Origin of the sequence: Xanthomonas sp. SI, from assembly GCF_014236855.1 — a bacterium.
Classification (GTDB): Bacteria; Pseudomonadota; Gammaproteobacteria; order Xanthomonadales; family Xanthomonadaceae; genus Xanthomonas_A.
On record NZ_CP051261.1, the window covers coordinates 5,087,038 to 5,111,491 of the forward strand.

Sequence of the window (24,454 nt, forward strand, 5' to 3'; positions counted from 1 at the left end):
TTGCGGCTGCCGTACCCTCACCCCAACCCCTCTCCCGAGGGGAGAGGGGCTATGTGCCGGTACCGGCAGTACCGCGCGTGCGGCAGGCTAAGATTCGTGCGATGAACGTCCGCGCCCGCCCAGACCGATGACGTCCGTCCCAGCCGAATCGCGAGCGGGCTATCTGCAGCAGCAACGGCTGCGGCTGCAGACGCAGTTGCAGCAGGCACAGGTGCGGCAGGCCGCTGCCGAGGCCGAGGTGGAGCGGCATCTGCCGGCGGTGGAACAGGCCCTGGCCACGATCCGCCGCGACTTCGTCGCGCAGGCCGCGCAGGCCGCGAGCGCGGTGCTGCGCCGCGAACGCCGCCGCGCGTGGTGGCCGGCGCTGCTGCTGCGCCCGCTGCTGCCGGACTGGCGCTGGCGGCTGGCGCTGCTCGCCTTCCTGCTGCTGGCGCTGCCGTGGATGAGCGGGCACTGGCTCGGCGACGCGCGCGGCTATCTGGATTGGTGGCGCCAGCTGGGCCTGCAGCGCGACACGCTGGACCTGCTGCAGCGCGTGCTGCCGTCGCTGCTGACGTATGCGCTGCTGGTGATCGGCGGTGCGCAACTGCTGGCCCGGCACGTCAGCCACGACGAACGCGCGCTGCTGAGCGGTTTCGCGCAACGGCCGCTGGCGCTGCTGCAGTTCGCCAGCGACAGCCGCCACGACGCCGCCTTTCCGTACCGCGTCACCCGCGCGCCATGGCCGCTGCGCGAGCTGCAGGGCCGCTGGCAGATCGCCGCGGCGCACGGCGACCTTTTCGGCGCGCGCATGCTGGCGCTGCACGACGGCGCCGAGCCGGAGCCGCACGTGCAGGCACTGCTGGTGCTGCCGGACGCGTCCCACCCCGCGGCGCTGATCCCGATCGCCGACGCGCTGGACGCCGAGGCGCAGGCGCAGTTGCACGACCTGGCGCTGGCCGTGGCGACCAGCGCGGCGGCCGAGTCGCAGCCGATCGCCGAACTGCACCGGCACGTGGACGCGTGGATGGAAGCGCGCAGCCAGCAGCGCATGCTGCAACAGCGGCTGCAGAGCATGGACGCCATCCACCGCCATTGGGCCGACGTGGCGCTGCCCGACAACACCCTGGACCAGATCCTGAAGCTGGTGGACCTGTTCGTGTCCGGGCGCACGCCGGCGCCGAAGGGCGTGCTGCTGCACGGCCCGCCGGGCACCGGCAAGACCCTGATCGCGCGCAAGCTGGCGCGCCATGCCGGCTGCCATTTCGAAGCGCTGGGCGTGGCCGACCTGAAGGCCGCGCACGTCGGCCACACCGGCCCCAAGGTGCAGGCGATCTGGCAGCGCTGCCGCGCCAAGGCGCCGGCGATCCTGTTCATCGACGAATGCGAAAGCGTGTTCGCGCGCCGCGGCGGCGTGGACAGCGACAGCTTCGGCGCCGAGCTGGTGCAGACCTTCCTCGCCGAATGGGACGGCTTCCACGAAGCGCGCGGCCAGGTGCTGGTGATCGGCGCGACCAACCGTCCCGAACTGCTGGACGATGCGGTGATGTCGCGCTTCACCGCCAGCATCGGCATCGGCCTGCCCGATGCGGGCGCGCGCGCGCGCATCCTTGGCGGCGAACTGGAACGCGCCGGCTTCGTGCTGGCGCTGGACCCGCGCGTGGTCGCCGACAGCAGCGGCCTGTCCGGCCGCGACCTGCACACCCTGGTGGCGCGGGTCGCCGCCGAATGCATGGACGGCGAACTCGATGGCGACGCGCTGCTGGCGCAATTGCGCTTGCTGCGTGGCAAGGGTTCCACCCGGGTGACGCCGCTGGACTGGAACGACATCGTGCTGCCGGCGCCGGTGATCGAGGAATTCGTCGGCCTGGGCAAGGAACTGCGCAATGCCGAGACGCTGGCCACGCTGGGCGTGCCGGTGCCGCGCGGGATCCTGATGTACGGCCCGCCTGGCACCGGCAAGACCCAGCTCGCGCGGATCCTGGCCAGCCAGTCGGGCCTGGCCTTCATCGCCCTGACCGGCGCCGACCTCAAGGCCGCCTACCTGGGCCAGTCGGGCCAGCGCGTACAGGCCGCGTTCGAGCGCGCCCGCGCGCAGGCGCCGTGCATCGTGTTCGTCGACGAGATCGACATCGTCGCCCCGGCGCGCGGCGCCGATGGCGACGATGCGCTGACCCGCGAGATCGTCGGCCAGCTGCTGCAGGAACTGGACGGCGTCGCCAGCCAGGCCGGGCAGGTGTTCCTGCTGGCCGCCAGCAACCATGCCGCGGCGATCGACCCGGCGCTGCTGTCGCGGCTGGACCGGCAGATCGAGATCGGCCTGCCCGACCGCGCCGCACGCGGCGCGATCGTCGCGCGCCTGCTGCACGGCAAGCCGCTGGCGTTCGACGCGGCGGAAGCGGGTGAATGGTTGGCCGAACGCAGCGAAGGCCGCTCCGGCCGCGACCTGCAGACCTGGATCAGCCGCGCCATGCGCCGCGCCGCGCGCCGCGCGCTGCTGGAAAGCGACGATGCGGCGAACACCCGGCTGCAATGGGACGATCTGATCGAAACGGCGGATGCGGTGCGCGCATAGAGGCTGCTGGTCGCGGCTGAAGCCGCTCCTACAGGAGCGGGCATGCAGCCGGCCGGGTGCACTGTAGGAGCGGCTTCAGCCGCGACCAGACACCATCCGCAGCCCGATCGCCCGAGCCGCCCTCACCCCTCCGGCAACATCACCTCGACCCGATAACGGCGGCCGCGCTCGATGCCCTCGATCCGCGCCACGTCCAACACCTGCCCGTCCACGCTGACCCGCGGCGCAACACAGCCCGCATCGCGCTGCATGCGCACTTCGAACACCGCCCCGCGAAACCGGCGCTGCACCGTTGCCTGCTTCCAGTGCGACGGCAACTGCGGGCGCACGCACAGCGCCTCGCCCTCGCCCTTCAGCCCGAACAGGCCCTCGATCAGACAACGGTACAGCCACGCCGCGGTGCCGGTGTTGAACAACTGGCTGGAACGGCCGGCGGTGCGCGGCAGCTCGCGCCAGGCGCCGCGGTAATAGTTCGGCACGAACACCGGCAGCTGCCCGCGCTGCAGGTAGTCGGCCAGGTCCGGCCCCGGGATCATCGCGCGCAGCACGCGCCAGGCGCGGTCGGCGTCGCCGATCGCGTACAGCGCATGCAGGTAGAACGCGGCGGCGTGGTTGTAGACCGACCCGTTCTCCGCCGAACCCGGATGCTTCTGCGTCAGCCGGCCCACATCCTCGCGCATCGCGGTATACGGCGGCGCCAGCATCGTCGGCCCGTACGGCGTGTCCAGCTGCGCATCGACCGCCTGCAGCAGGCGCGCGCGCCGGTCCGCATCGGCGGTGCCGGCGAGCAGCGCCCAGCTCTGCGGATTGAGATAGATGCGGCCTTCCGCATCGTCCTTGATGCCGAAACGCACGCCGTCGTCGGTGATGCCGCGTGCGTACCAGTCGCCGTCCCACAATTCGCGATTGACCGCGGCGTTGACCTCGGCCGCACCGGCGCGGCATGCGGCCGCCTGCGCATGGCGGCCATGGCGTTCGCAGAGCGTCGCCCACAGCTGCAACGCGTAGGCGGTGGCCACCGACAACCAGCCGGACACGCCGCGGCCGCGGTAGCCGACCATGTTCATCGGGTCGCACCAGTCGCCCTGCGCGATGTAGCTCAGCCCGCGCGCATCGCGGGCGCCGAGCAGCCAGCGCATCGCCGCATCCAGCCGCTCGGCGACGCTGGCGCCATGCCCGTCGGTACCGACCACGGTCTCGTCGAGCAACGCCGCATCGCCGGTCTCGTCCAGATACGCCGACAGAAACACCGGCAACCACACGCAATGGTCGGTGTGCGGCACCTGGTTGATGTATTTCAGCTCCGCGCCTTCGATCAGCAGGATGCCGTCCGGCATCGCGCCGCTGGCTTCCTGCTGCGACAGCGCATGCAGCAGCGCCGCGCGCGCGGTCTGCGGGCGCAGGAAGCTCATGCCCATGTGGTCCTGCAGGAAATTGCGGGTCTGCGGATCGGTGGTCAGGCGGTTGACGTCGCCGTGGTAGAAGACCTGCCGCGGTAGCCAATGGTTGACCAGGTTGTCCAGGCACGGATCGGGCGTGGCGATATGCAGGCAACCGGCCGCTTCGTTCAAATAGTCGCTGTACGCGGTAGCCACTTCGGCGAAGCCGGCCGCGGACAGATAGCGCTGCCGCAGCGCCGCGATCTCCGCATCGTCGCGTGCCGGGCCGAACAGGAAGCGCAGCGTGTGCTCCTGCTGCGGCTGCAGCGCCAGGCAGTATTGCAAGGCCGCGGTCGGCGTTTCGTAGCGCGCATCGTTGCCGCCCAGCCGCGGCTGCAGCACCGCGCTCGGCGCGTGCAGGCCGCCCTCGCCCTCGAATGCCGATTGCCGCGCATCCCACGCATCCGGCGCCTGCTCGTGCAGCAGGAAGGTGCAGTCCTTGAAGTCGCGGTTGCGGAAATAGTCCTCGACCTTCTGGTACGGGGTGACGCTGCGGCACACGATGCCGCCCAGGTCGGCGCGATACTCGCCGCTCTGGTGCATCCACGACATGTAGCCGACCGGGAAATACGCATACAGCGCGATCCGCCGCGCGCGCCCATCCAGATTACGCACCTGGCACTGCCACAGCTCGACCGTGTCCTCGACCGGCAACTGCAGGCGCAGCTCCACCTCGATCTCGGCGTAACGCACGCACCAGACGATGTCGCGCTTGCCGACCGAAAAGCGGAACGCCTGCGGCGTCGCCCGCACCGGCTCGTACGGCACCGAATAGACCGCACCGCTGTCCTCGTCCTTCAGATAGAAGAAGCGCCCCGGATGATGCGCGTAGTACGGCTGCTCCGGCTGCATGAAGGTCCTGGCCTCCAGGTTCGGCGCATGCGCGTACTTGGCCGGCTCCGGCTGCATGAACTGCGCGGTGGCGTAGCCGCGGCAGGTGGCCTGGATCATCATCCGCCGGTTCCACAGGAAGCCGCCGGCATTGGGCAGGGCCGTCGGGCTATGCAGCTCGTAGCGTTCGCCGTCGGCGCTGGGCGCCAGCACATCGGTTACCTCGCGGGATGCATCATTGCCAACGCTCATGCGCTTGCTTCCTCCGCGGCGCGCTTGCGCGCGGCCAGTTCCTGTTGAATGCGTAACAGCGCCGCATCGTCGAGCGGGTAGAACCGCATCGTCCACGCCGCCAGGAACGCGACCGCACCAGGGATCACCGTCAGCAGCAGCACGATACCCAGCTGCGAGGCGTCGCTCTGCGCCTGGTTGGCCACATAGCCCATCCCCGCCAGCATCCACGCGATGCAGGCCGAGGCCAGCGCGCCGCCGAGCTTCTGCGAGAACGTCGCCGCCGAGAACGTCATCGCGGTGGCGCGGCGCCCGGTCTTCCATTCGGTGTAGTCGGCGGTGTCGGCGTACATCGAGAACGCCAGCGGCGATTTCGGCCCCAACGCCAGGCCGATCAGCAGGTTGATCGCGAACAGCGCCCAGATCGCCTCGCGCGGAATGAAGAACATCGCGCAGCTGAGCACGCCGACCACCACCATCAGCCACATCATCAGCCGGCGCTTGTCGAACAGCCGGGTCAGCAGCGGCGTGGCTGCCGCGCCGACCGCCAGTGCTATCGAATAGCTGCCCAGGAACCATCCGGTCAGGTCGGGGCGGCCGACGTAGTACTTGAAGTAGTACACGCCGGCGCCGGCGCGCATGACGATGGTGATCATGATGATCAGGGCCAGCGCGAACAGCACCCGCCATGGCGGATTGCGCAGCAGATCGGCGATGTCCTGCAGCACCGGCGTGCGCGGCTGCGGCAGCGGCTGCACGCGTTCGCGCGTGGTCGCGAACACGATCGCGAACAGCGCCGCCGCGGCGATCCCGTAGACCAGCATGGTGCGTTGCCAACCCTGCGCGTCGTCGCCGTTGCCGAACCAGCGCACCATGTCCAGCGTGGCGTAGTTGACCAGCGTGGTGCCGGCGAAGGCGGCGATGAAGCGGAAGCTGATCAGCGTGGTGCGCTGCTGGCTGTCGGCGGTGATCACCCCCGACAGCGCCGAATACGGAATGCTGATCACCGTGTACATCAGCATCATCGCGCCGAAGGTGGCGTAGGCCCAGACCAGCCGCCCGCCCTGGCCCAGGTCCGGGGTGGTGTAGGCCAGCACCCCGCTGGCGGCCATCGGCAGCGCGGCGAACAGCAGGTACGGGCGGAACTTGCCCCAACGCGAGCGGGTGCGGTCGGCGATCGCCCCCATCAGTGGATCGGTGACCGCATCGACCACCTTGGTCAACAGGATCATCGTGCCCACCGCCGCCGCCGGCAGGCCCATGGTGTCGGTGTAGAAGATCAGCAGAAATGCGGAGATGTTGGCCCAGTAGAAATTGAAGCCCATGTCGCCGACGCCATAGCCGACCTTTTCGGTCCAGCGCAGCGGAGCATCGGCGCGTTGCGGCGGTGTGGGCATCGGCGATCCTGTCGGGTGGTCATGCGATGATGGAACGGCGCAAGGCACGCTGCGCCGATCGTGGCGTGCCGACGCTACACCACGCTGCGCGCGTCGCCAACGCCGGCGCACGCATCATGCCAAACCCCAAGCAAGGTATAACCGCTCGTGATGGACGCGACATCCCAGAATTCCTTGCCGCAGCGCAGCGAAGCCATCGTCGTGATGGGCATTTCCGGCAGCGGCAAGACCAGCGTCGCGCAGGCGCTGGCCGCGCACTACGGCCTCGCGTTCCTGGACGCGGACGATGTCCACAGCGCCGAGGCCAAGGCGCAGATGGCGCGCGGCGTGCCGCTCACCGATGCGCAGCGTGCGCCCTGGGTGGCGGCGCTGGCGTTGCGCCTGCGCCAGTCGATCGATGCCGGCCGCAGCGTGGTACTGGCCTTCTCCGGGCTGCGCCGCGCGCACCGACAACAGCTGCGCGACAGCGGCGTGCCGATGCGCTTCGTGTTCCTGCATGCCGCCGCGCATGTGATTGCCGAACGCCTGGCGCAGCGCAGCGGCCACTTCATGCCGCCCGGCCTGTTGCAGAGCCAGATCGACGCGCTGGAACTGCCGCTGGAGGAGCCGGACGTGCTATCGGTGGACGTGGACGCGCCGTTCGATGCGGTGGTGGCGGATGCGATCAGACAGCTGGATGCCGCGTCCGACGTTGCGCTTGGTAGCGTGTCTAGCGGACATGGCTCGTGGAAAGGATCCAAGCGTTTGTAGGTGACGCCAGATTCCGACACCGCCGCCCCCGGCGATGCCCAGCGATGGCTGTCACGGTGATGACAGCACATCACGATTGCGTTCTTCCTGGAACACCTGCTCGCGAAGCGATTGGCTGGAGTGTCGCTCTCAACGTTTGTCGCCAGGGGCACGGTGATAACGCAGGATCGGCCGGATCAGACGCTGCCACCAACTGAACGCGTTTGGTCGCGGTGCCTTCGCGGCGGCGCCGGTGCGGTCTTCGGCACCGGCGTCGCGCCGCGCGTCAGTGGTGGCGGGCGTGTTCGCCATGGCGGACCGGCGTGTGCTGGTTGGTGAACAACGGCACGAGCTGCCACAGGGCCGACAGACCGACCAGCGTGTACACGATCCGCGACAACGTCGCGTCCTGTCCGCCGAACAGCGCAGCGACCAGATCGAACTGGAACAGCCCGACCAGGCCCCAGTTCAGGCCGCCGACGATCAGCAGCACGAGGGTAACGACATTGAGCACTTTCATGGTGGCATCTCGCGACGTGGGAGGAGCCTGCATCGTGCGATGCGCTGCATGGCGTGCGCGCGAATGCGATGTATACGGCGTCTGAAATCGATGCTCATGTGCAGTGCACCTTGCTGACTGAACACACGCAGCACCGCCGTGTCAGCCGGATCTGTTTAGGCGTGAGATGGCCGATCGCGTACGTTTTCCGCAGCCATGGACGCTCCCAACTCCGGCGAGCTTGCATCGACCCACGTGGAACTTTGCAGGAGAGCGTCAACCCGATGCCTCCGAATACGGCGCCTCCCCTGCTCCGTCTGTCGCGGCCGAAGCCGCGCCATCTTGCGGACAACTCGCTGGGTGCACTGTGGGAGGGACTTCAATCCCGACACCTTGCGGTTACGGCAACATCATCGCTGGCGTTCGTCACGGCCGAATCTCCTCCTGCAAAGGGCTTGCAGGCAATTCGCTGGGTGCACTGTGGGAGGGACTTCAGTCCCGACGCCTTGGGGTTAGGGCAGCATTATCACTGCGTTCGTCGCGGCTGAAGCCGCTCCTATCAGGGAACAGCAATCACCTCATAGGCCCCGCGCATGGCCCCTGCGCTTCGCTCCCGGCAGCGCAGGCCCCGACACGTTCGGATCGCCAGGCACGTACCAGCGCCACAACGCCTCCGTGGCCTTGCTGATGCCGATGCGCGGCGTGGCCACCGGATCGGCCGGCGGCGGCGTGCCATCCTTGCCCAGCCACAGGCGCGAGCTGGCCTGGGTCAGATCCAGGCCATTGTCCGCACCCGAAGCACCCAGCGCCTTGGCCAGCCGGCCGGGACCACGGGTGAGATCGGCGATGCGTCCCATCCCGCGTGCCAGCTGCATCGCCTCGATGCCTGCGACCGGCGCCAGCGCACGGATCAGCACCGCATGCCCGGGCGCGCCGCCGCACACCGCGTTGAGCGCCCAGTGCATGCCGTAGATGAAGTAGACATACAGATGGCCGGGCGGCCCGAACATCACCTGCGTGCGCGGGGTCATGCCGCGGAACGAATGCGCCGCCGGATCTTCGGCGCCGCAATAGGCCTCGACCTCGACGATACGACCGCAGCGGCCATCGTCGGTCATCAGCAACTTGTTCAACAACTCTGGCGCCACCAGGCGCGAATCGCGGGCGTAGAACGTGCGCGGCAGCGGTGTTGGCAACATCGCCACAGCCTAGTGGGACGCCCGCGAAGAACCCTGCGACGCGTGCAGATCAGCATGCGTGCCGAAACACGCGGATCGTAATGCGCGCACCACGGAACCGTCTGGTCGGCGACGGACCATCGCGCATGGCGTAGTGCCCTGGCACATGCTGCTACAGCCGAATGGCGCGCACCGCACTCCGCCCACCGGCATCAAGTTCGAGCACAGAGCCCGGGACCTTGCGGGCGCGGCGTGGCTCACTCCGCAGGCAACCGCAGTTCCTGCAGCAGCTGCGGCGCCGGATACACCTTGGCCAGCAACCAGCGCAGGTAGCGCATGTCCACATGGATCGCCCGCTTGTAGCGCGGGTCGTACCACCAACTGGCGCTGACCGCCTCCCAGTTGCTGTCGAAGTTCAACCCGATCAACTCGCCGCGCGCGTCGAGCACCGGCGACCCGGAATTGCCGCCGGTCGTGTCCAGGTTGGTCAGGAAATTCACCGGCTGCGTCTTCAGCTGCGCATCGGCGGTGCTGCCAAAATCGCCCTTGGCGATCGCCTCAAGCAAAGGCTTGGGCGCGTCGAACGGCTCCTGCCCGGTGTTCTTCTCGACGATGCCGGCCACGGTGGTCACCGGCGCGAAACTCACCGCATCGCGCGGCGCCAGCGGCTCGACCCGGCCATAGCTGATCCGCAGCGTGCTGTTGGCATCCGGATACACCCCCCGTCCCTGCTGCTTGCGCCAGGCGAACAGCGCACGCATGTAGGCCGGACGCAGGCGCAACTGTTCGCCCTCGCGCGTCTTGCGCTCGTTCTCCAGGCGCAGCTGCGCCGGCACCAGTGCTGCGGCCAACGTCATCAGCGGATCGGCCGCCATCGGCTTGGCAGCGCGCGCGGCAGCGAAGCGCGATAGGCGCTCGGCTTCCTCGCCCAGCCTGGTCCCGGCATAGAGCTTGTCCAAGGCCTGCTGCAACTGCGCCTGCGTGCGCCCGAACGCCGCATCGAATTCCGCTACGCGCTGCGCATCCGGCAACTGCTGGTAGCGGGTCAGCAGCGCGCCCAACAGCGCCTTTTCCACCGCAGGCGAGTAGCGCCGCTGCACCTGTTTCAGTGTGCCCTCGATCAGCGCCTGGTCGCGCTGTTGATAGCCGGTTTCGCGCTGATCGTCGGATTTGGCCCACTCCAACCGCAGCCGCTCCAGCGTCAACGCCGAACGCAACAGCTGGGTCTGGGTACCGATCAAGGTCAGCAGCAGATCGCGCTCGCGCAGCGCCGACGCATCGGCCAACAAAGACTGCAGCGCAGCGATGTCACGCGAATCATCGCCGTGCGTGACGGCGAGCATGCCGCGCTCATCCTCGCCACGCAGCCGCACCGCATCGCTGCGCTGCATCCCTTCCAACTCGCCGGCCGCACGCTTGCGATTGTTTTTCAGCGACTGCAGCTGCGCCGCATAGCGCGTGCGTGCCTCCGCATCGGATTTGCCCGCCGCCTCGATCACCGCGATCATCTGGTCGTACACCGCCACCCGCTGCGGCAACGCCCCGTTCACCTGCTCGTAGAACTCCGCCGCGGTGCGATGCCGGTAGGTGATGCCCGGATACCCGGCCAGCATCGCGAAGTCCCCGGCCTGCGGTCCCTGCGTGGCGATCTGCAGGTGCGCCGGCGGCTGGTACGGCACGTTGTCGGCGCTGTAGTCGGCCGGCTTGCCGTCCTTGCCGACGTAGGCGCGCAGCAAGGTGAAATCGCCGCTGTGCCGCGGCCACATGAAATTGTCGATCTCGTCGCCGTAGTTGCCGATCGCCCGCGGCGGCGCATACACCAGGCGCACGTCGCGCAGCTCCAGCTGGCGGATCCGGTAGAAGTCCGTGCCGTAGTACATGTTGGCGACGCTGCAGCGCACCCCACTTTCGCGCTCGCAATCGGCGACGATGCGCTTGCTCGCCGCATCCACCGCATCGAAATACGCGCGCCCGGTCTTGCCCTTGGCCGGTCCCAGCACCGCGTCGGTGACCTTGTCGAAACCCACCGTCACCAGCACCCGGAAATCCGGATTGGCCGCGCGCTCGTCGCCGCGATCCTTGGCGATGAAGCCATGCTCGATCAGGTTCTCCTTGGCCGACGTGTTGTACTGAATCACCCCATAGGCGACGTGGTGATTGGTCAACAGCAACCCGTCCTCGGACACGAACGCCCCGGTCCCGCCCCCGACTTTCACCACCGCACTCAACGGCGGCTGCGTCACCGCTGCCAGATCGCGTGGATCCCCACGAAAGCCAGCTTCGCGCAACGGCTTGGCCAGCTCCGGCAACTGCGACGGCATCCACATGCCTTCGTCGGCATGGGCGGTCGCGGTGAGGGCGAGGCCCAGGGTGAGCGAGGCGGCGAGAGTGCTGGGTGCTGGCATGCAGGTGGTTCGCTACAAATCGAATCCCAACCTTAGCCGGCCACTGCGCGTGTAGCAATCTGCGAACACCCTTGCCGCGCCAGCACCGGACCTGGAGCAGAGCCTGGTCCGGAACTGTCGCCCCCTGCACAAGGTCAGCTCGCCGACTCGGGCACCTGGCCGGCCGATTCCGCGGTGGCGCGAGCCTTGGCCCATGCCGCCTCGGCTGCGGCAAGGCTATCGAAATGCTTGAACGACACATCGCCCTTGTAGCTTCGCGGACCCTTGCGAATCGCCAGGATGGCGGCATCGCGGTCCAGGCGCAGGGTGGTCAGGTTGCGTGCGTTGCCGAGCTGCAGGCGCTCGATCCGCGCGTCGCCACGTTGCCCATGCCAGAGCAGGGCGGCGTCGGCGATATCGCGCGCGAGGGCATCCAGCAGGGTGTCCACCAGCGCTTGACGCAGCGCATCGCCTGCCGAGATGTCGTCCAGGTCTTCGCCTTCATCGATGTCGGCCGGCACTATCTGCCGGGACACCTCATCGGTATCGCCCAACAACCACTGCGGCGCGCCCTGCGCGTCGACCACAAGCGGCTGCCGTGAGGCCACCGGCGTGGCGGCCAGCACTTCGGCCGGTGACAGCAACCGCATGCCCTGCTCGGAATAGCGCCAGCCGATCGAGGCATGCTGTTGCCACAGCGCCACCAGCGCATCGGGCAGGGGATGCGCGCGGGCTTGCGCCAGAGCCGCGATGTCCGCCTGCGCAGCAGGGCCATCGCAACGCGACTCCAGCGCGGCGCCGGCCGGCTGCAGCGCATGGGCGGCCAGATAACCGGCCAGGCCTTCCAGCGTCTGCGCCACGGCCTGGGCAAGCGTGTCGGCTTGCTGGTGGCGCAGGTACTCCAATCCATCCAGCAACGACAGGTCCTGCGGTCGCTTGTCGACGTCCAGGTATTCGATGCTGCAGGTGTAACCGCCGGCGCGGCGCGCGTCCACTTCCAGCGCGTCCATCGCCGCAATGGCGTGCGCGCCCACCAGGCAAGTGTCGCTGGGGTCGTCCCATGCGTTGTAGCGCAGGCGCAGCGAGTGGAGATTTTTCCGGCGCGGATCGGCCAGGGAGCGAGCGATTGCGCCATGGCCCGGCCGATACCAGGGGTCGCTGGCCACGAACCCCTGCGGCGGGTGGGCGGCGATGCTGTCCAGCAGGCCCGCCGCATCGTCCGCCGTAGCGCAGCGGATGGCGATGCGCACCTGGCCGAGGCCTGCCTTGCCGTGTACCGCACTGATCGCCGCGCCGAGGCGGGTCCAGTCGTACAGCGCCTCGCCGCGCCACAAGGTCAGTCGCGCTGAAACATCCACGGCGTCGTGGAAGACGTTCGTCCCGATGGCCTGCTCCGCGTGCGCCTCGAACGGCGGCGTGGCCAGGCCGTAGCCATCGAAGTAGTGCACGTCCCCGCGCACGTCCTGGAACAGCGTGGCGCCGGTGTCGGGATGGCTGAACCACAGGAAGGCCACGTCGGCCCCGGCCAGCTCGCCCAGTGCCTTCGGGGCAAGCCCGATGACGGGTACGCCTTTGCCGCGCGCCTTCTGCAGCCGTGACAGCAACGCCGTCTGTTGTTGCTCTCCCTTGCCATCCAGCGCATTGCGCAACTTGGCCTGCAAGTCGCTGTCGGCGAACGGGTCGAACACGGTGGTGGTGTGCGCTCCCACCTGATAGGCGGTGGCGTCGATCGCGCTCGCGGCCGGATGGAGGGTGCGCACCTGCGCGTACTTCTTCAGCGACAGGGCCGCAACGCAGCCCTTCAACAGCACATATTTGCGCAGTCCGCGCTCGGCCGCGTCCTCCGGTAGCGGCCAGGCCAGCACCAGTTCGGCGAGGTCCAGCGTTTCGCTGTGGCGGCTTTCCCAGCCGTGACTTGCGCAGTACAGGGCCGCCGCGGCGCTGGACGGCTGCTCGCGCAGGCGCTGCAGGATCTGGGCATGCAATGCCGGCGTCCAGCACTTGTGCACTGCAAAACACAGGCCGCGCGGGAAGCTCTTCTCGTCCCACAGGCGCGAGAACAGGTAGGCCGTGTTGCCCGGCGCCTGTGGGCCCATGTCGCCCAGACTCCCGTATAGCGTATCGAGCACTTCCTTGTGCGCATGCTCGCCACGCTGCACCGCGGCCGCCGCTTCTTCCAGCGCGATGCGGATCGTGTCGGCCATGTCCGTCGAGGTCATTGCTTCCAGCACGCGCTTCGCCGGGTAGTCGTCGCTGCCATCCGGCGCGAGCGCCGCCGCGCGGGCCTGCACGCGGGCCAAGGCCCAGTGGAACAGACGCTGGCGCTGGGCCGTGTCCAGCACCTCCCGCAGGCGCTTGATGGCCTCGCCGACCCGATCGGTCAGCACGCTTTTCACCGGCGCGTCCTGCAACAGGGCCATCAGCGGCTCGAACAGGCGCGCGTCGCTCCAGAAGGTCTGCAGGCCGGCAAGGATGGCGTCGACCCGATCATCGGCGTCCAATTCGGCGAGATAATCGCCGGCCGGCGGCTCGCCGATCATCGCCAACAGCATGGGAACCAGCGCGTCGCCGGCATCGGTGACGCTGCGGCACAGTTCCGGCAACAGGGACGTCTGCAGTGCGCCGCTCAGCTGCGGCAGGGCGCGCTGCACCAGCGTGATCCGCGTCGGCAGCGTGCTGTCGAGCAGATGGCGGATTGCCCATCGCCGCTCATCATCGTCGTCCGCCAGGTCTGGGCGGCGGGCCAGGCGCATGGCCATCGCATCGCGCGTGGCCGGTGCGGCCTGGGCGACGCCCTCGGCGAAGCTGGGAGCATCCCAGATGGTGAGCAGGTCCTCGGCCAGGCGGCGGTTGTGGGCCAGCGCCTCGGCACTGAGCGACGGTTCCTCGTCGCCAAGCAACCGTTGCGCGTGCTCGGCCAGGTCCAGCACGCGCAGCATCAGGTCGTCCCATGCCAGCAGCGGCTGTACGACGGCCAGCAGCGCACGACCGTCGCCGATGGCCTGGTGAATCGGGTTCAGGAGGATGGTGATGACCTGCCAATCCACGGTCGTTGACGCGGTGAGCAACCGCGTGGCGGTATCCGCAGCCGCGCACGCATCCTGGCCCAGGCGCAGTTGCATGCGCGCACGCAGGGCCCATGTCGCCGGCGCATCGGTGTCGCTGATGCGATCCAGCGCCTGCAGGGTGGTGGCCGGGTCCAGCGCGTCGGGATCGCGTTCCAGCGCGCTGTCGATATGATCCAGAACCATCGCGCCGACGGACTTGGGCGATACCGCAAGCGCCCGCAGCCGCTGCGTAACCGGCGCCTTGGTGTCGATCTGCGCCCAGACCAGCATGCGTGCACGGCGGTGGCGGAAATCCGGAACGACCGGCAGATCCGCGTCGTCGGCCATCGCCCCGAAGGTGTCCACGAACGCGCGCAGCAATGGCGTCTCCACCCCGGCGACCTGCTCCAGCACCTGCGCAAGCCGCGCATCCTGGCCGAGCAGGCGCGTGTGCAGCAGCCAGTAGATCGCCAGGTGCACGTCCCCGCGCATCGCGGGCAGCGCCGTCTCGAATTCGCGTTGTTCGTACTCCTTGGTGGGGAAGATGCTCAGATAGTGGTTGAACGCCTCGGCCCCCAGCGCATCCGGGCCCTGCAAGGGATGGCCCTGGTCGTCGCAGGCTGGCTGCGAAAGCGCCTGCATCAGCCATTGGTAGCGCGTAAGCAGATTGGCGCTGACGAAGTCCTGTGGGGAGGGCGTCCATGCGTACTCGTGCAACAGCTCCGCCTCCGCATCCTCCCTGTCGTCGCCCACCTCCCAATCATCGAGCTCGTCCAACTCCAGCTCTTTTTCCCACATCCGCGCACGGAAGGCACGGTAATCGGCCAGGCTGGCGAAACGCGGTTCCACCTGACGGGTCTCGTGGTCCTGCCACCACACCTGGCCGCTTCCACGCAGGTCCAGCAGGGTGTAGTTGTCGCCCGCGTCGTCCAGCACGACGAAGCCGGAAAGCGTCTTGTCGATGCCACCGAAGTACCGCGGATTGTTGCCCAGGTGCGCCTGGACCAGATCGGGGACATCCAGCGCGGCGAAATCGGAAGTGATCGCCGCAACGATCTGCTCGGTAAGCGGGAGCGCATAGAAGCGCGAATAGGAAGAAATCAAGTCCACGGTGTCATCCATGTCTACGTAGGAAAGGTGCAGCAAGGCCCGGCACTTCCATCCATGCCTGTAGGTCCAGGGTCGCGCCCGAGGCCCGCTACCGGCCGGCGAGTTTACAAGATGTCATCGTGGTAGCGCGCTGGAGAACTTTGTGTCCCGAGGGCAGCGGCTGGCGCAACGGTCCGCTTCGGCGGCATCGCCGCTGAGCAAGAAGGCTTTCAAAGATGAAAGGCGAAAGCCTACTTCTCCTTCCGCCAATTAAGCGACCCACGATTCTCCACCGTGCTCGATTCCACCTCCGCGTCGAAACCGCGGCCGAGCAGATATTTCAGGGTCAACACCGAACCACTGCCAACCAACGACACGCCGTAACTGACGTAGAGTTTCGGCGACAGATATTTGCCGAAACCGACCACCGAGCCGCCGAGGGTGCGCGACTGGCTGACGCCGGCGTCGTCGAAGCCGAGCTTGGCGCCGAGTTGCGAGGCGAGGATGCCGCTGCCCGCGGATAGTGCGCTGGCGGCGGCGGTGACCTGATCGGCTTCGTCGCTGCTGGCGTTGCTGAGGCTGCGGCCGAGTACCAGATACGACATCGCTTCGGATTGCGACATCGACGGGTCCGACCACACGTCGGCGCGTGGGGCGGTGGCGCGGCCGGTGACGTCGATGCCGGCGGTGACGTCGCCGACCTTGCGTTGCGCGCGCATGTTGATGCGCGGGTCGGAGACGATGTTGTTGCTCCAGGTCAGCTGGCCGCGGGTGATGGTCAGGTCCTGGCCGTAGGCCTTGTACTGGCCGCTGACGTCCAGGCCGCCGGTGGCGGTCATCTCGCGGCCCTGGCGCGAGCGCACCTGCATGGCGCCGGTCAGGGCGCCCTTCAGGCCGAAGCCGGCCATCTTGACCTGGTCGCCGAGCACCACGCGCAGGTCCATCTCCAGCGGCGAACTCGGCGCTTCTTCCGGGTCGGCCGGGTCCAGCACCACCACGTCCTCGGATACCGAAGTGCCGCGGTCCAGCCGCTCCAGGTCGATGTCCGCCGATGGCACAGTGACCTGGCCGTTCAACTTCATGGTCTTGTTGGCGATGCCGAACTGCAGGTCCGGATTGGCCACCGCGCGCAGTTCGGCGGTATTGGACACCAGCACGTTGGTGCCGCGGATATTCAACTGCAGCGGCGTGGTGTCGCCGTACCAGGACAGGCCGCCGTCGACGTTGAGTGTGCCTTCGCCGGATTTGACCGAAGCCACGATGCGCGCCGAGCCGTCCGGCTGCGCGTCGAAACGGCCCTTGCCTTCGCTCAGGGTCAGGCCCAGCGCCGGCAATTCGCCGGTGAAGTCGCTGAGCGTGGCGTTGCCGCCCATCGACGGCTGCGAGCGCGTGCCGCGCAGGCTGACGTGGCCTTCGACCAGGCCCTTGGGCCGTACCAGGTCGGGCGAGAACAGCTCCATCCAGTACAACCGCGACATGTTCATGTAGATCTCGCCGGTGAGCGGCGCGTACGCATCCCAGCCGGTATCGACGGTGGCGTCGATGAAGCCGTCGCCCTTGAAGCCGACGCCGAGCTTGGAGTGGATGTGCTGGGCGGTGAAGTCGGTGACGAAACTGAACTGGTCGTAGCGCACCAGTTCGCCGCGTGCGTTGTCGCCCAGGCGCAGGCCGCCTTCCGGCGAGGCCAGGCGCAACGACCCCTGCCAGGCGTTGCCGGCCGGCTTGAAACTGCCGTCGAGGGTGAGTTCGCCGCGCAGGTACATCTTGCGGCCGCTGTTGGGCGGCAGCCACGGCTGCACCAGCGACAGCGGCAACGCGTCGCCGCGCACGGTCAGGCCCTGCTTGGGCCAGTTGGCGGCCAAGCACAACGCGCCGCCGCCGCTCGCGCCGAGGCAGGTATCGGAAAGCGTAAAGGCGCTGCCGGCGATGGCGAACGTGGCCGGTTGCCGCAGTTGCCACGGCTCGCCCTTGGCCGGCGCCACCCGCAGCGTGTTCAAGCCGCCCTGCCAGCGCGCGCCGTCGCGGCGCAGCTGCCCGGCGAAGGCGAGCGCGCCCATGTCGTTGTGGGTGTCGGCATCGAGCTGCAGGTTTTCCACCGCGCCGCGCGCATCCACGCGCAATGTCTCCAGCACCACGCCGGCGCTGATCGCGCTGCCGCGCAGCGCCAGTTCGCCGCCGCTGCCGCGCCACGGCAGGCGCCCGCGCAGGCTGACGCTGTCGGCACCGTAGCTGTCCCACTTCAGGCCATTGCCGGTGAGATCGGCGGTGAGGTCGGGCGCATCGCGGCGGCCCTTGACCTGCACGCTGCCGCGCAGGCTGCCGGTGGCGCCGGGCAGCAGGTCGGCCAGTTGCAGCGGCTGCAGTTGCGCATCGATGTCGAGCTGGTCGCCGACCTTGCCCTGCGCCTGCACGCGGCTGTCGCCCAGTGCCAGTTGCAGCTTGCCTTCGCCCTGCTCGCCCTGCAGCGCGAACTTGCCGTTGGCGTCGAGCGGGCGGCTGCGCAGCTTGCCGTTCAAGCGCGGCACGTCGAGGCTGGCCTGGTAGCCGGCGGCGCTGCCGTCGGCATGCGCCGGCAACTGCTTGCCCTTGGATGCGAACTGACCAGATAGGTTGCCGTCCCAGCCCGGTGCGAAGTAGCCGGGATCGAAGCCGGCCAACTTGGCGTTCAGATCCCAGCTCAGTTCCGGCGCCCATGCCACTTCGCCGCCGAGGTCGAGCGTGCCGCTGGGCATCTTCGCCTGCACCTGCGCCAGCTGCGCGCGCTGGTCGTTGCCGCGCACGTCGAGGTGCAGTTCGGCGCTGTCCTTGCCGCGCGCCACCGTGGCCTCGCCATAGGTGGCCCACTGCTGCAGCGTACCGGCCAGGCCGAGGTTGGCGTCGACCAATTTGATCGGCACGGCTGGCGCATCCGGCGTGGACGGATCCGGCGCGGTGGCGAAATTCAGGCCGCTGGCGTTGACCGAGAAGCGGAACGTGGCGTTGTTCGGATCGCGGAAGTCGGCCGTGCCGCGCAACCGTGCCTGGCCGTCGAAGGCACGCAGTTGCAGCGGCGCGACAGTGAGCACCTGGTTGTCCAGGCGCACGTTGGACGGGTCCAGCGTCAGCTTCTGCGCGCCGTACGCGAGCTGGCCTTGCAGCTTGGCGTCGCCGCCCTTGCCAGAGGCGCTGAGGTCGAACGCGATCGGCTCGCTGGCGGGGGCTGCGGCGTCGCCGGGCGGCACGAACAACGATGGATCCAGCGCCTTGCTGCTCGCCGCGAACTGCCAGGTGGGATCGGTGCGGCCGGTGAACACCAGCGTGGTGCGCAGCGGCGCTGGCGCATTGCCGGCGATCGCCACTTCCATCTTGTCCAGGTTGCCGCGCGCGACCAGGCCCAGCCGCGCCGGGGTGCGTCCGCGTGCGGCCGGCAGGACCGCGCTGGCGGTGAGGTTGGCCTTGTAGTCCTGCGCCGGCACGTAATCGCCATCGACGCGGAAATCGCCGCGGTCGCTGCTCACCAGCAGCTGCCTGGCGCGGAATTCGCCATTGGCCACTTCGATGCCGCCGCGCAGCGTGTGGATGTCGATCATCGGCTGCTGCGCCTGGGTGATGCGCAGTCCGTCGATCAGGATACGATCGGCCTGCAGCGCCAGCGGCACTTCGATCTGTGGCAGCGACTGCGGCCAGCTCGGCAGCTCGAACGGTTCGTCGCTCTTGGCCAGGTTGAGCGTGGCGTTCTTCAGCTGCAGCGTGTCGAGCTGCAGCTTGCGCCCGAGCAGCGGGCGGATGTCCGGATCCAGGTAGGCGCGCTCGGCGGTGAAGTGGATCTGGTCGTAGCGAAAATCCAGGTTGTACAGGGTCAGCGGGCCGGCCAGCGGGCCTTCGGCACGCTCCCAGGTCAGCGAGGAGCCGGCCGGCAGCCGCGCCACGATCTGCGCCAGCAGCACATCGCGCCCGGCTACGGTCTGCAGCAGCCAGTACAGCGCCAGCAAGGTCAGCAAACTCAGCCCGGCAATGGTCAGTCCTGAGCCCCACCAGAAGCGCTTGCGCCGGTAGAAGCGCGGGCGACGCGGCGGCGGCGGTGCAGGCGTGGCGGGGCCGGTCGCGCTCACAGGTTGGCTCCGATGTTGAGATAGAGCTGGAACTGCGAGTCCGGATCGTTCAGGCCATGCGCGATGTCCACCCGCACCGGTCCCACCGGCGAGCGCCAGCGCACGCCGAAGCCGACGCCGGTGTGCCAGTCGGGGGTATCGTCGAAGGCGCTGCCGCTGTCGACGAACACCGCGCCGCCCCACGGCCCGCCCTTGAAGTAGTGCTCGTATTCGGCGCTGCCGGTGAGCACGTGCTTGGCGCCGAGTGCGAAGCGGTCAGGCTTGGCGGTACGCGGGCCGACTTCGCGGAATGCGTAGCCGCGAATGCTGTTGTCGCCGCCGGCGAAGAAACGCAGGCTCGGCGGCATCGCCACCAGCGCATTGGTCCAGGTACTGCCGGCTTCGCCGCGCAGGAGCAGGCGGCTGTTGTCGCCCAATCCCTGGAACCAGCTCAGGCGCATGTGCGCCTGGGTGAAGCTGGCGTCCGAGCCCAGCCCTTCGGCGCCGGCGCGCAGGCTGAGGTTGCCGCTGAAGCCCTTGCGCGGGAATGCCTTGTCGTCCACGCCCACGTAGTCGGCTTCGATCTGCGGATAGACCAGCGTGGAGTACTGGTACAGCGCGTTGTCGAACACCTCGTCGGTGGCGTAGCGCCAGCGCTCGCGCAGCGCATTGAGCGAGGCGATCGCGATCCAGTGTTCGTTGATCTCGCCACTGCGGCTGCCGGTGAGCTTGAGGTTGCGCAGGTCGATGTAGTCGGTCTGCTCGTCGTAGGCACGCATCGAGGCGGTGTACCAGCCGTCGAGCCAGCGGAACGCCGGCACCCGGTAGCTGGTGATCAGGCTCTTGCGCTTCTGCGCATAGTCCAACTGGGTGCTGAGCTTGTGCCCGCGCGCGTTGACGTAGCGGCGGTCCACGCCCAGGCGCACGCCGGCGCCGCTCTCGCTGCCGTAGCTGATGCCGCTGGTGTAGATGCTGCGCTTGGCGCGGGTCAGGTTCACGTCGACCGGCACGTTGCCGTCGGCATCGGCCTCTTCGGGCTTGGGCTGGATGTCGACGGTGCTGAAATAGTCGAGCTTGACCAGCGACTCGCGCAGCCGGTCCAGCTTGCCTTCGTGGTAGTAGCTGCCTTCGTCCCAGTACACCAGCGGATCGAACAGGTCCTGATTGAAATAGTCCTGGTGGAAGCGGATCGCACCCATGTTGTAGCGGCGGCCGCTGTCCCAGCTCAGGTCGATGTCGGCGGCATGGTCGGCGCGGGTCACCTCGACCCGGCGCTGGGTGAAGTCGGCATCGAAGTAGCCGCGCTCGGCCAGGCGCCGGGTGATGGCGACCTTGCTGGTCTCGTAGGTGGTGTGGTCGAAGACCTCGTCGGCCTTGGGATGGAACTTCTGCAGGTCCTCGCCCAGGTAGCTGTCGTCCTCGGCCGGCCCGGTGATGCCCACATGGAAGTTGCGCACCCGCACCGGCTCGCCCTTGTCCACGTGCAGGGTGACGGTCAGCTTGTCGTCGTTGCGCGGCGCCTCGACGGTGATGGTCGGGGTGTAGTAGCCGAACGGCTCCAGCGCCTGCCGGGTCTGCCGCTCGGCCTGGCTCAACAGGTATTCCAGCCGCGATTCGCCCTGGACCTTGCCGATGGTCTGGTACAGCGACAGCGAGACTTCGATGTTCTCGATCATCGCCGCGTCGTCGTCCTTGTCCAGGCCTTGTATCTGGACTTTTTCAATCGTGCCGCGCGCCTGGACGAAGCCGGCCAGCGACAGCAAGGACAAGAGCAGGGCGAGGCGGGGGATGGATCGCATGGGCGCCAGAATACCGACACACCGCGTGAAGCTGTTAACTAGACGTTTGCTTGCATCTGCCGGCAAGGTCGCGTAAGCGGCTGGCGGGACGTCGTTGCCGTGGTCCTGTGCGGCATCGACGGTCGCGTCGGCGGTGGCGTCCCCGCGTCGGTACAGCATGGTCTGGGATGCGTGCCTGAGTGGGTAGCCTGCGCTGCCGGACGCCATCTTGCGCGGTGGTGGGAGGCCTTCACTTGCCGCGGCCTGCGCATCGGCGGCTTGCCATAGGGCCGACGAGCCGGCAGCAGACGACGTATTCCCCCGCGCGGCGAAGCCCTACAAGCGCCGCGTGTCCCGCGCCCCCTCCGCAGCTTGCCAATCCGCACAGGCCGCGCCACGCTGGCGCGATCGCCATCCCTGCAAGGACGTGCAGTGTCCACCGTGATCGAAACCGCGCGCCTGCGCCTGCGCTGGCTGGAGCCGGACCGCGACGCCGCGGCGATGCTGGCGTTGCTCAACGATCCCGGCTTCCTGGCCCATATCGGCGACCGCGGCGTGCGCGACGAAGCCCAGGCGCGCCGCTACCTCGCCGACGGCGCGGTGCTCAGCTACGCCCAGAACGGCTTTGGCCTGTATGCCGCGGAACGCCGCGACGACGGCGCCTGGCTCGGCGTGGCCGGCTTGGTGCTGCGTCCCACCCTGCCCTGCCCGGACCTGGGCTATGCCCTGTTGCAGCCTTACGAAGGCCACGGCTATGCCAGCGAAGCCGCGCGCGCTGTGCTGGCTTACGCGCAAGACACCCTGGCGCTGCCGCGCCTGTGCGCGATCGTGGCGCCGGACAACGCCCGCTCGACGCGGCTGCTGGAGGCACTGGGCTTCGCCGCGCAGGGCCGCATGCGGATCGCCGCGGATGCGCACGAGGTCGAGCTGTACGCACGCGACCTGTCTGCCTCGAACGAACGAGCGGGGAATTGAGCCGTGGACGCCCTGGAATCGCTGCAATTGCTGGCGCGCTACAACCAATGGATGAACGAGCGCCTTTATGCGGCCGCAGCGACCCTGCCGGAACAGGCCGTCGCACAGCCGCGTGGTGCTTTCTTCGGCTCGCTGCTGGGCACGCTCAACCACCTGGTGGTGGCCGATACGATCTGGCTGCAGCGTTTCGCCAAGCATCCGGCGCAGTACCCGGCACTGACCGCGATCGCCGCCGCTCCGATTCCCGCCGCGCTGGATGCAGTGCAAGCCACGACCCTGGCTGCGCTATTGACCAAACGCCAGGCGCTGGACGCCACCATCGCCACCTGGATGGCGCAGGTAAGCGCCGCGGACCTGGACATCACGCTGCACTACCGCAACACCCGCGGCGACGCCCATCGCCGGCGCTTCGGCGATGTGTTGCTGCATTTTTTCAATCACCAGACCCACCACCGCGGCCAGGCCACCACCCTGCTCAACCAGGCCGGCGCGGAGGTGGGCGTGACCGATCTGCTGATGTTGATTCCGCAGATGGAGATCGAATGAGGATCGATGCAGCCGGTGGCGCGACAGTCGTACGCGCCAGCAACAGTGGAGACAGCAGGATCCGAACGTCCAGCATCACTGGGCAGTTGCTCGCAACATCGCCTTCGGCGAATCGCTGAGCAAGGCCTTGATGCCGAAGACACGCTAGCGACGCGCGCCAGCGCACTGCCGCGACAGCCTCCTGCGTGACAACGTCGCTATGCCGTACCGCTCTGCGCCTGCAATGCGGCGGCGATCTCGCGCAGCTCCGCCACCTCGGCCTCCAGCGCCTGTACCCGCGCTTCCAGCTCGTCGTTGCCGGATGCCGCCGGGCGCGCCTTGAACGTCGCCGCCAACGCTTCGGCATCGATAGGCCCACCGAGCAGATGCATGTAGCGATCCTCGCGCTGGCCGCTGGCGCGCGGCAACTGCACCGCCAACTGACGCTGTGCCAGGCGCTCCAACTGGTGGCGCACGTCCTCGGCATCGGCGAACCGCGCCATGCGCTCGGCCCGTGCCAGCAGCTCGTTCGCCGTCTGCGGGCCGCGCAGCAACAGCAGCCCGATCAGGATCACCTGCTGCTGGGTCAGATCCAATGCCGCCGCCAGGCGATGCTCGTAGCGCACCGCGCGCGAAGAGAACTGCTGCCGCGCAATCCCCCGCCCTTCCAACTGGCGCAGCGCATGTTGCACATCGCCCGGACTCAGCGACATCACCGGCTCGCGCGAAGTCTTCTGGTTGGCGGCCACTACCGTCGCATTGACCGTGAGCGGATACGCATCCGGCGTGGTGGCTTCTTTTTCGATCAGGCAGCCCAGCGCGCGGGCTTCGACGGCGGAGAGAACAAGGGGTGCGGAAGTGTCGGTCATCGTGCTCGGCATCCAGGCAATGACGCGCAGCATAGCGCCGAACCGCGACGGGTTCGCCTGCGACGCGCGGAGCCGGTCTGCGCTAGCCGCCATCCCGGCGATGGCGGCCATGCCGGCAAGTGTGGCGCAGGCAATGTCGATGCAGCTATCAGCGACAGCAAGGCTACTGCTGCGTTACCGCCATGCTCTCGGCTGTGTGGAACAGTTCTGGAAAGCTCTGCGCGAACTCGGCGGCACATTGTTCGGAGAGCTCATCGGCCCGCCGCTTGACCTTGGCGTAGTCGTCGGCCTCCCAGTCGGCGATCGGCAACTCGATGACGCCCGGATTGCAACGCTGTGTCACCGACGCCTGAGGTACGCCGCCCACATCCGCAGGCCGCGCCTGCATGCTGACCGCAAAGCGCAGTTCGTACGGCGTGTCCGCATCTCCCAGCGACTTGTAGACGAGCAGCCAGTCCTCGGCCTTCACCTTGAACATCGCTGGCGGCAGATCCTGCGGATGCGCGGCGGCATAGGCATGCAGGCTCTTTTCCAGCGCAGCCGGCAGCGCACTCAGCGCAGGATCGACGATGGTCTCGTTGGGGTCGCCGAGCAGATCCTCCTTCTTGAATCCCGTCACTACTTGTCCGCTCATGGCGCCGAACACGCCCTGCATGACCTTCACGCTTGTCATCTTGGCGGTGTGCGAGCGCCGTACGACGCGCAAGCCACGCGTTTTCGAGTCGGTACTGGCGAGCACGGTCAACGGCGTCTGCACCGGCTCGACGAAGGCAGCCTTTTTGCCGGTACTGGCGCAACCGACCAACGCAGGCACCACGGCGGCGACAGCAACCCAGTACATCCATATTTTCAATGACAC

At 68.2% G+C, this 24,454-nt stretch carries 14 protein-coding genes; 4 read left to right on the plus strand and 10 right to left on the minus strand.

Annotated features, from left to right (window positions below):
* The first annotated feature begins 127 nt into the window (after positions 1 to 127).
* Positions 128 to 2,554, plus strand: a complete 2,427-nt coding sequence (locus tag HEP75_RS21580; RefSeq protein ID WP_185824896.1) for an AAA family ATPase — start codon at positions 128 to 130, stop codon at positions 2,552 to 2,554.
* A 122-nt stretch (positions 2,555 to 2,676) separates the two neighbouring features.
* Here HEP75_RS21580 and HEP75_RS21585 read toward each other — a convergent pair whose 3' ends face one another.
* Together HEP75_RS21585 and HEP75_RS21590 are read right to left on the minus strand one after the other, a co-directional pair.
* Positions 2,677 to 5,076 (minus strand): NdvB protein, encoded by a 2,400-nt coding sequence (locus HEP75_RS21585; protein ID WP_185824897.1) that lies wholly within the window; start codon positions 5,074 to 5,076, stop codon positions 2,677 to 2,679.
* A complete protein-coding gene (locus HEP75_RS21590; RefSeq protein WP_185824898.1) occupies positions 5,073 to 6,452 on the minus strand; it encodes an MFS transporter in 1,380 nt (459 codons plus the stop codon). Before HEP75_RS21590 ends, HEP75_RS21585 begins: the two co-directional genes overlap by 4 nt.
* A 150-nt stretch (positions 6,453 to 6,602) precedes the next feature.
* On the opposite strand from HEP75_RS21590, the gene HEP75_RS21595 reads away from it, so the two are divergent.
* Entirely contained in the window at positions 6,603 to 7,202 is a 600-nt protein-coding gene (locus tag HEP75_RS21595) for a gluconokinase (RefSeq protein WP_185824899.1), read from the plus strand.
* Positions 7,203 to 7,467: 265 nt separating this feature from the next.
* Here HEP75_RS21595 and HEP75_RS21600 read toward each other — a convergent pair whose 3' ends face one another.
* From HEP75_RS21600 to HEP75_RS21625, 6 genes are all read right to left on the minus strand, one after another.
* Positions 7,468 to 7,701, minus strand: coding sequence for a DUF378 domain-containing protein (locus HEP75_RS21600; RefSeq protein ID WP_185821546.1), 234 nt, complete (start codon positions 7,699 to 7,701; stop codon positions 7,468 to 7,470).
* A 557-nt stretch (positions 7,702 to 8,258) separates the two neighbouring features.
* Complete coding sequence (locus HEP75_RS21605; RefSeq protein ID WP_185824900.1) at positions 8,259 to 8,879, minus strand: DNA-3-methyladenine glycosylase; 621 nt, start codon at positions 8,877 to 8,879, stop codon at positions 8,259 to 8,261.
* Between the two features lie 236 nt (positions 8,880 to 9,115).
* Positions 9,116 to 11,263, minus strand: coding sequence for a S46 family peptidase (locus tag HEP75_RS21610; protein WP_185824901.1), 2,148 nt, complete (start codon positions 11,261 to 11,263; stop codon positions 9,116 to 9,118).
* Between the two features lie 134 nt (positions 11,264 to 11,397).
* On the minus strand, positions 11,398 to 15,399 hold the full coding sequence (locus HEP75_RS21615; RefSeq protein ID WP_185824902.1) for a hypothetical protein: 4,002 nt from the start codon (positions 15,397 to 15,399) through the stop codon (positions 11,398 to 11,400).
* A 230-nt stretch (positions 15,400 to 15,629) separates the two neighbouring features.
* A complete protein-coding gene (locus HEP75_RS21620) occupies positions 15,630 to 19,469 on the minus strand; it encodes a translocation/assembly module TamB domain-containing protein (RefSeq protein ID WP_185824903.1) in 3,840 nt (1,279 codons plus the stop codon).
* Positions 19,466 to 21,247 (minus strand): autotransporter assembly complex family protein, encoded by a 1,782-nt coding sequence (locus HEP75_RS21625; protein WP_185824904.1) that lies wholly within the window; start codon positions 21,245 to 21,247, stop codon positions 19,466 to 19,468. The genes HEP75_RS21620 and HEP75_RS21625 overlap by 4 nt, the downstream gene beginning before the upstream one ends.
* Before the next feature lie 411 nt (positions 21,248 to 21,658).
* On the opposite strand from HEP75_RS21625, the gene HEP75_RS21630 reads away from it, so the two are divergent.
* Both HEP75_RS21630 and HEP75_RS21635 read left to right on the plus strand, forming a co-directional pair.
* The gene (locus HEP75_RS21630) at positions 21,659 to 22,201 is read left to right on the plus strand and encodes a GNAT family N-acetyltransferase (RefSeq protein WP_185824905.1); all 543 of its coding nucleotides are present in this window, start codon (positions 21,659 to 21,661) and stop codon (positions 22,199 to 22,201) included.
* Between the two features lie 3 nt (positions 22,202 to 22,204).
* Entirely contained in the window at positions 22,205 to 22,747 is a 543-nt protein-coding gene (locus HEP75_RS21635) for a DinB family protein (RefSeq protein ID WP_185824906.1), read from the plus strand.
* A 197-nt stretch (positions 22,748 to 22,944) separates the two neighbouring features.
* Here HEP75_RS21635 and HEP75_RS21640 read toward each other — a convergent pair whose 3' ends face one another.
* Together HEP75_RS21640 and HEP75_RS21645 are read right to left on the minus strand one after the other, a co-directional pair.
* The gene (locus tag HEP75_RS21640) at positions 22,945 to 23,595 is read right to left on the minus strand and encodes a DUF480 domain-containing protein (protein WP_185826699.1); all 651 of its coding nucleotides are present in this window, start codon (positions 23,593 to 23,595) and stop codon (positions 22,945 to 22,947) included.
* A 163-nt stretch (positions 23,596 to 23,758) separates the two neighbouring features.
* The gene (locus HEP75_RS21645; RefSeq protein WP_185824907.1) at positions 23,759 to 24,454 is read right to left on the minus strand and encodes a hypothetical protein; all 696 of its coding nucleotides are present in this window, start codon (positions 24,452 to 24,454) and stop codon (positions 23,759 to 23,761) included.

Excerpts from the sequence above, each read along its gene's own strand:
- HEP75_RS21595 (WP_185824899.1), top strand. The coding sequence starts at position 6,603 with ATGGACGCGACATCCCAGAATTCCTTGCCGCAGCGCAGCGAAGCCATC.
- HEP75_RS21600 (WP_185821546.1), bottom strand. The coding sequence starts at position 7,701 with ATGAAAGTGCTCAATGTCGTTACCCTCGTGCTGCTGATCGTCGGCGGC.
- HEP75_RS21590 (WP_185824898.1), bottom strand. The coding sequence starts at position 6,452 with ATGCCCACACCGCCGCAACGCGCCGATGCTCCGCTGCGCTGGACCGAA.
- HEP75_RS21610 (WP_185824901.1), bottom strand. The coding sequence starts at position 11,263 with ATGCCAGCACCCAGCACTCTCGCCGCCTCGCTCACCCTGGGCCTCGCC.
- HEP75_RS21640 (WP_185826699.1), bottom strand. The coding sequence starts at position 23,595 with ATGACCGACACTTCCGCACCCCTTGTTCTCTCCGCCGTCGAAGCCCGC.
- HEP75_RS21580 (WP_185824896.1), top strand. The coding sequence starts at position 128 with ATGACGTCCGTCCCAGCCGAATCGCGAGCGGGCTATCTGCAGCAGCAA.
- HEP75_RS21625 (WP_185824904.1), bottom strand. The coding sequence starts at position 21,247 with ATGCGATCCATCCCCCGCCTCGCCCTGCTCTTGTCCTTGCTGTCGCTG.
- HEP75_RS21605 (WP_185824900.1), bottom strand. The coding sequence starts at position 8,879 with ATGTTGCCAACACCGCTGCCGCGCACGTTCTACGCCCGCGATTCGCGC.
- HEP75_RS21585 (WP_185824897.1), bottom strand. The coding sequence starts at position 5,076 with ATGAGCGTTGGCAATGATGCATCCCGCGAGGTAACCGATGTGCTGGCG.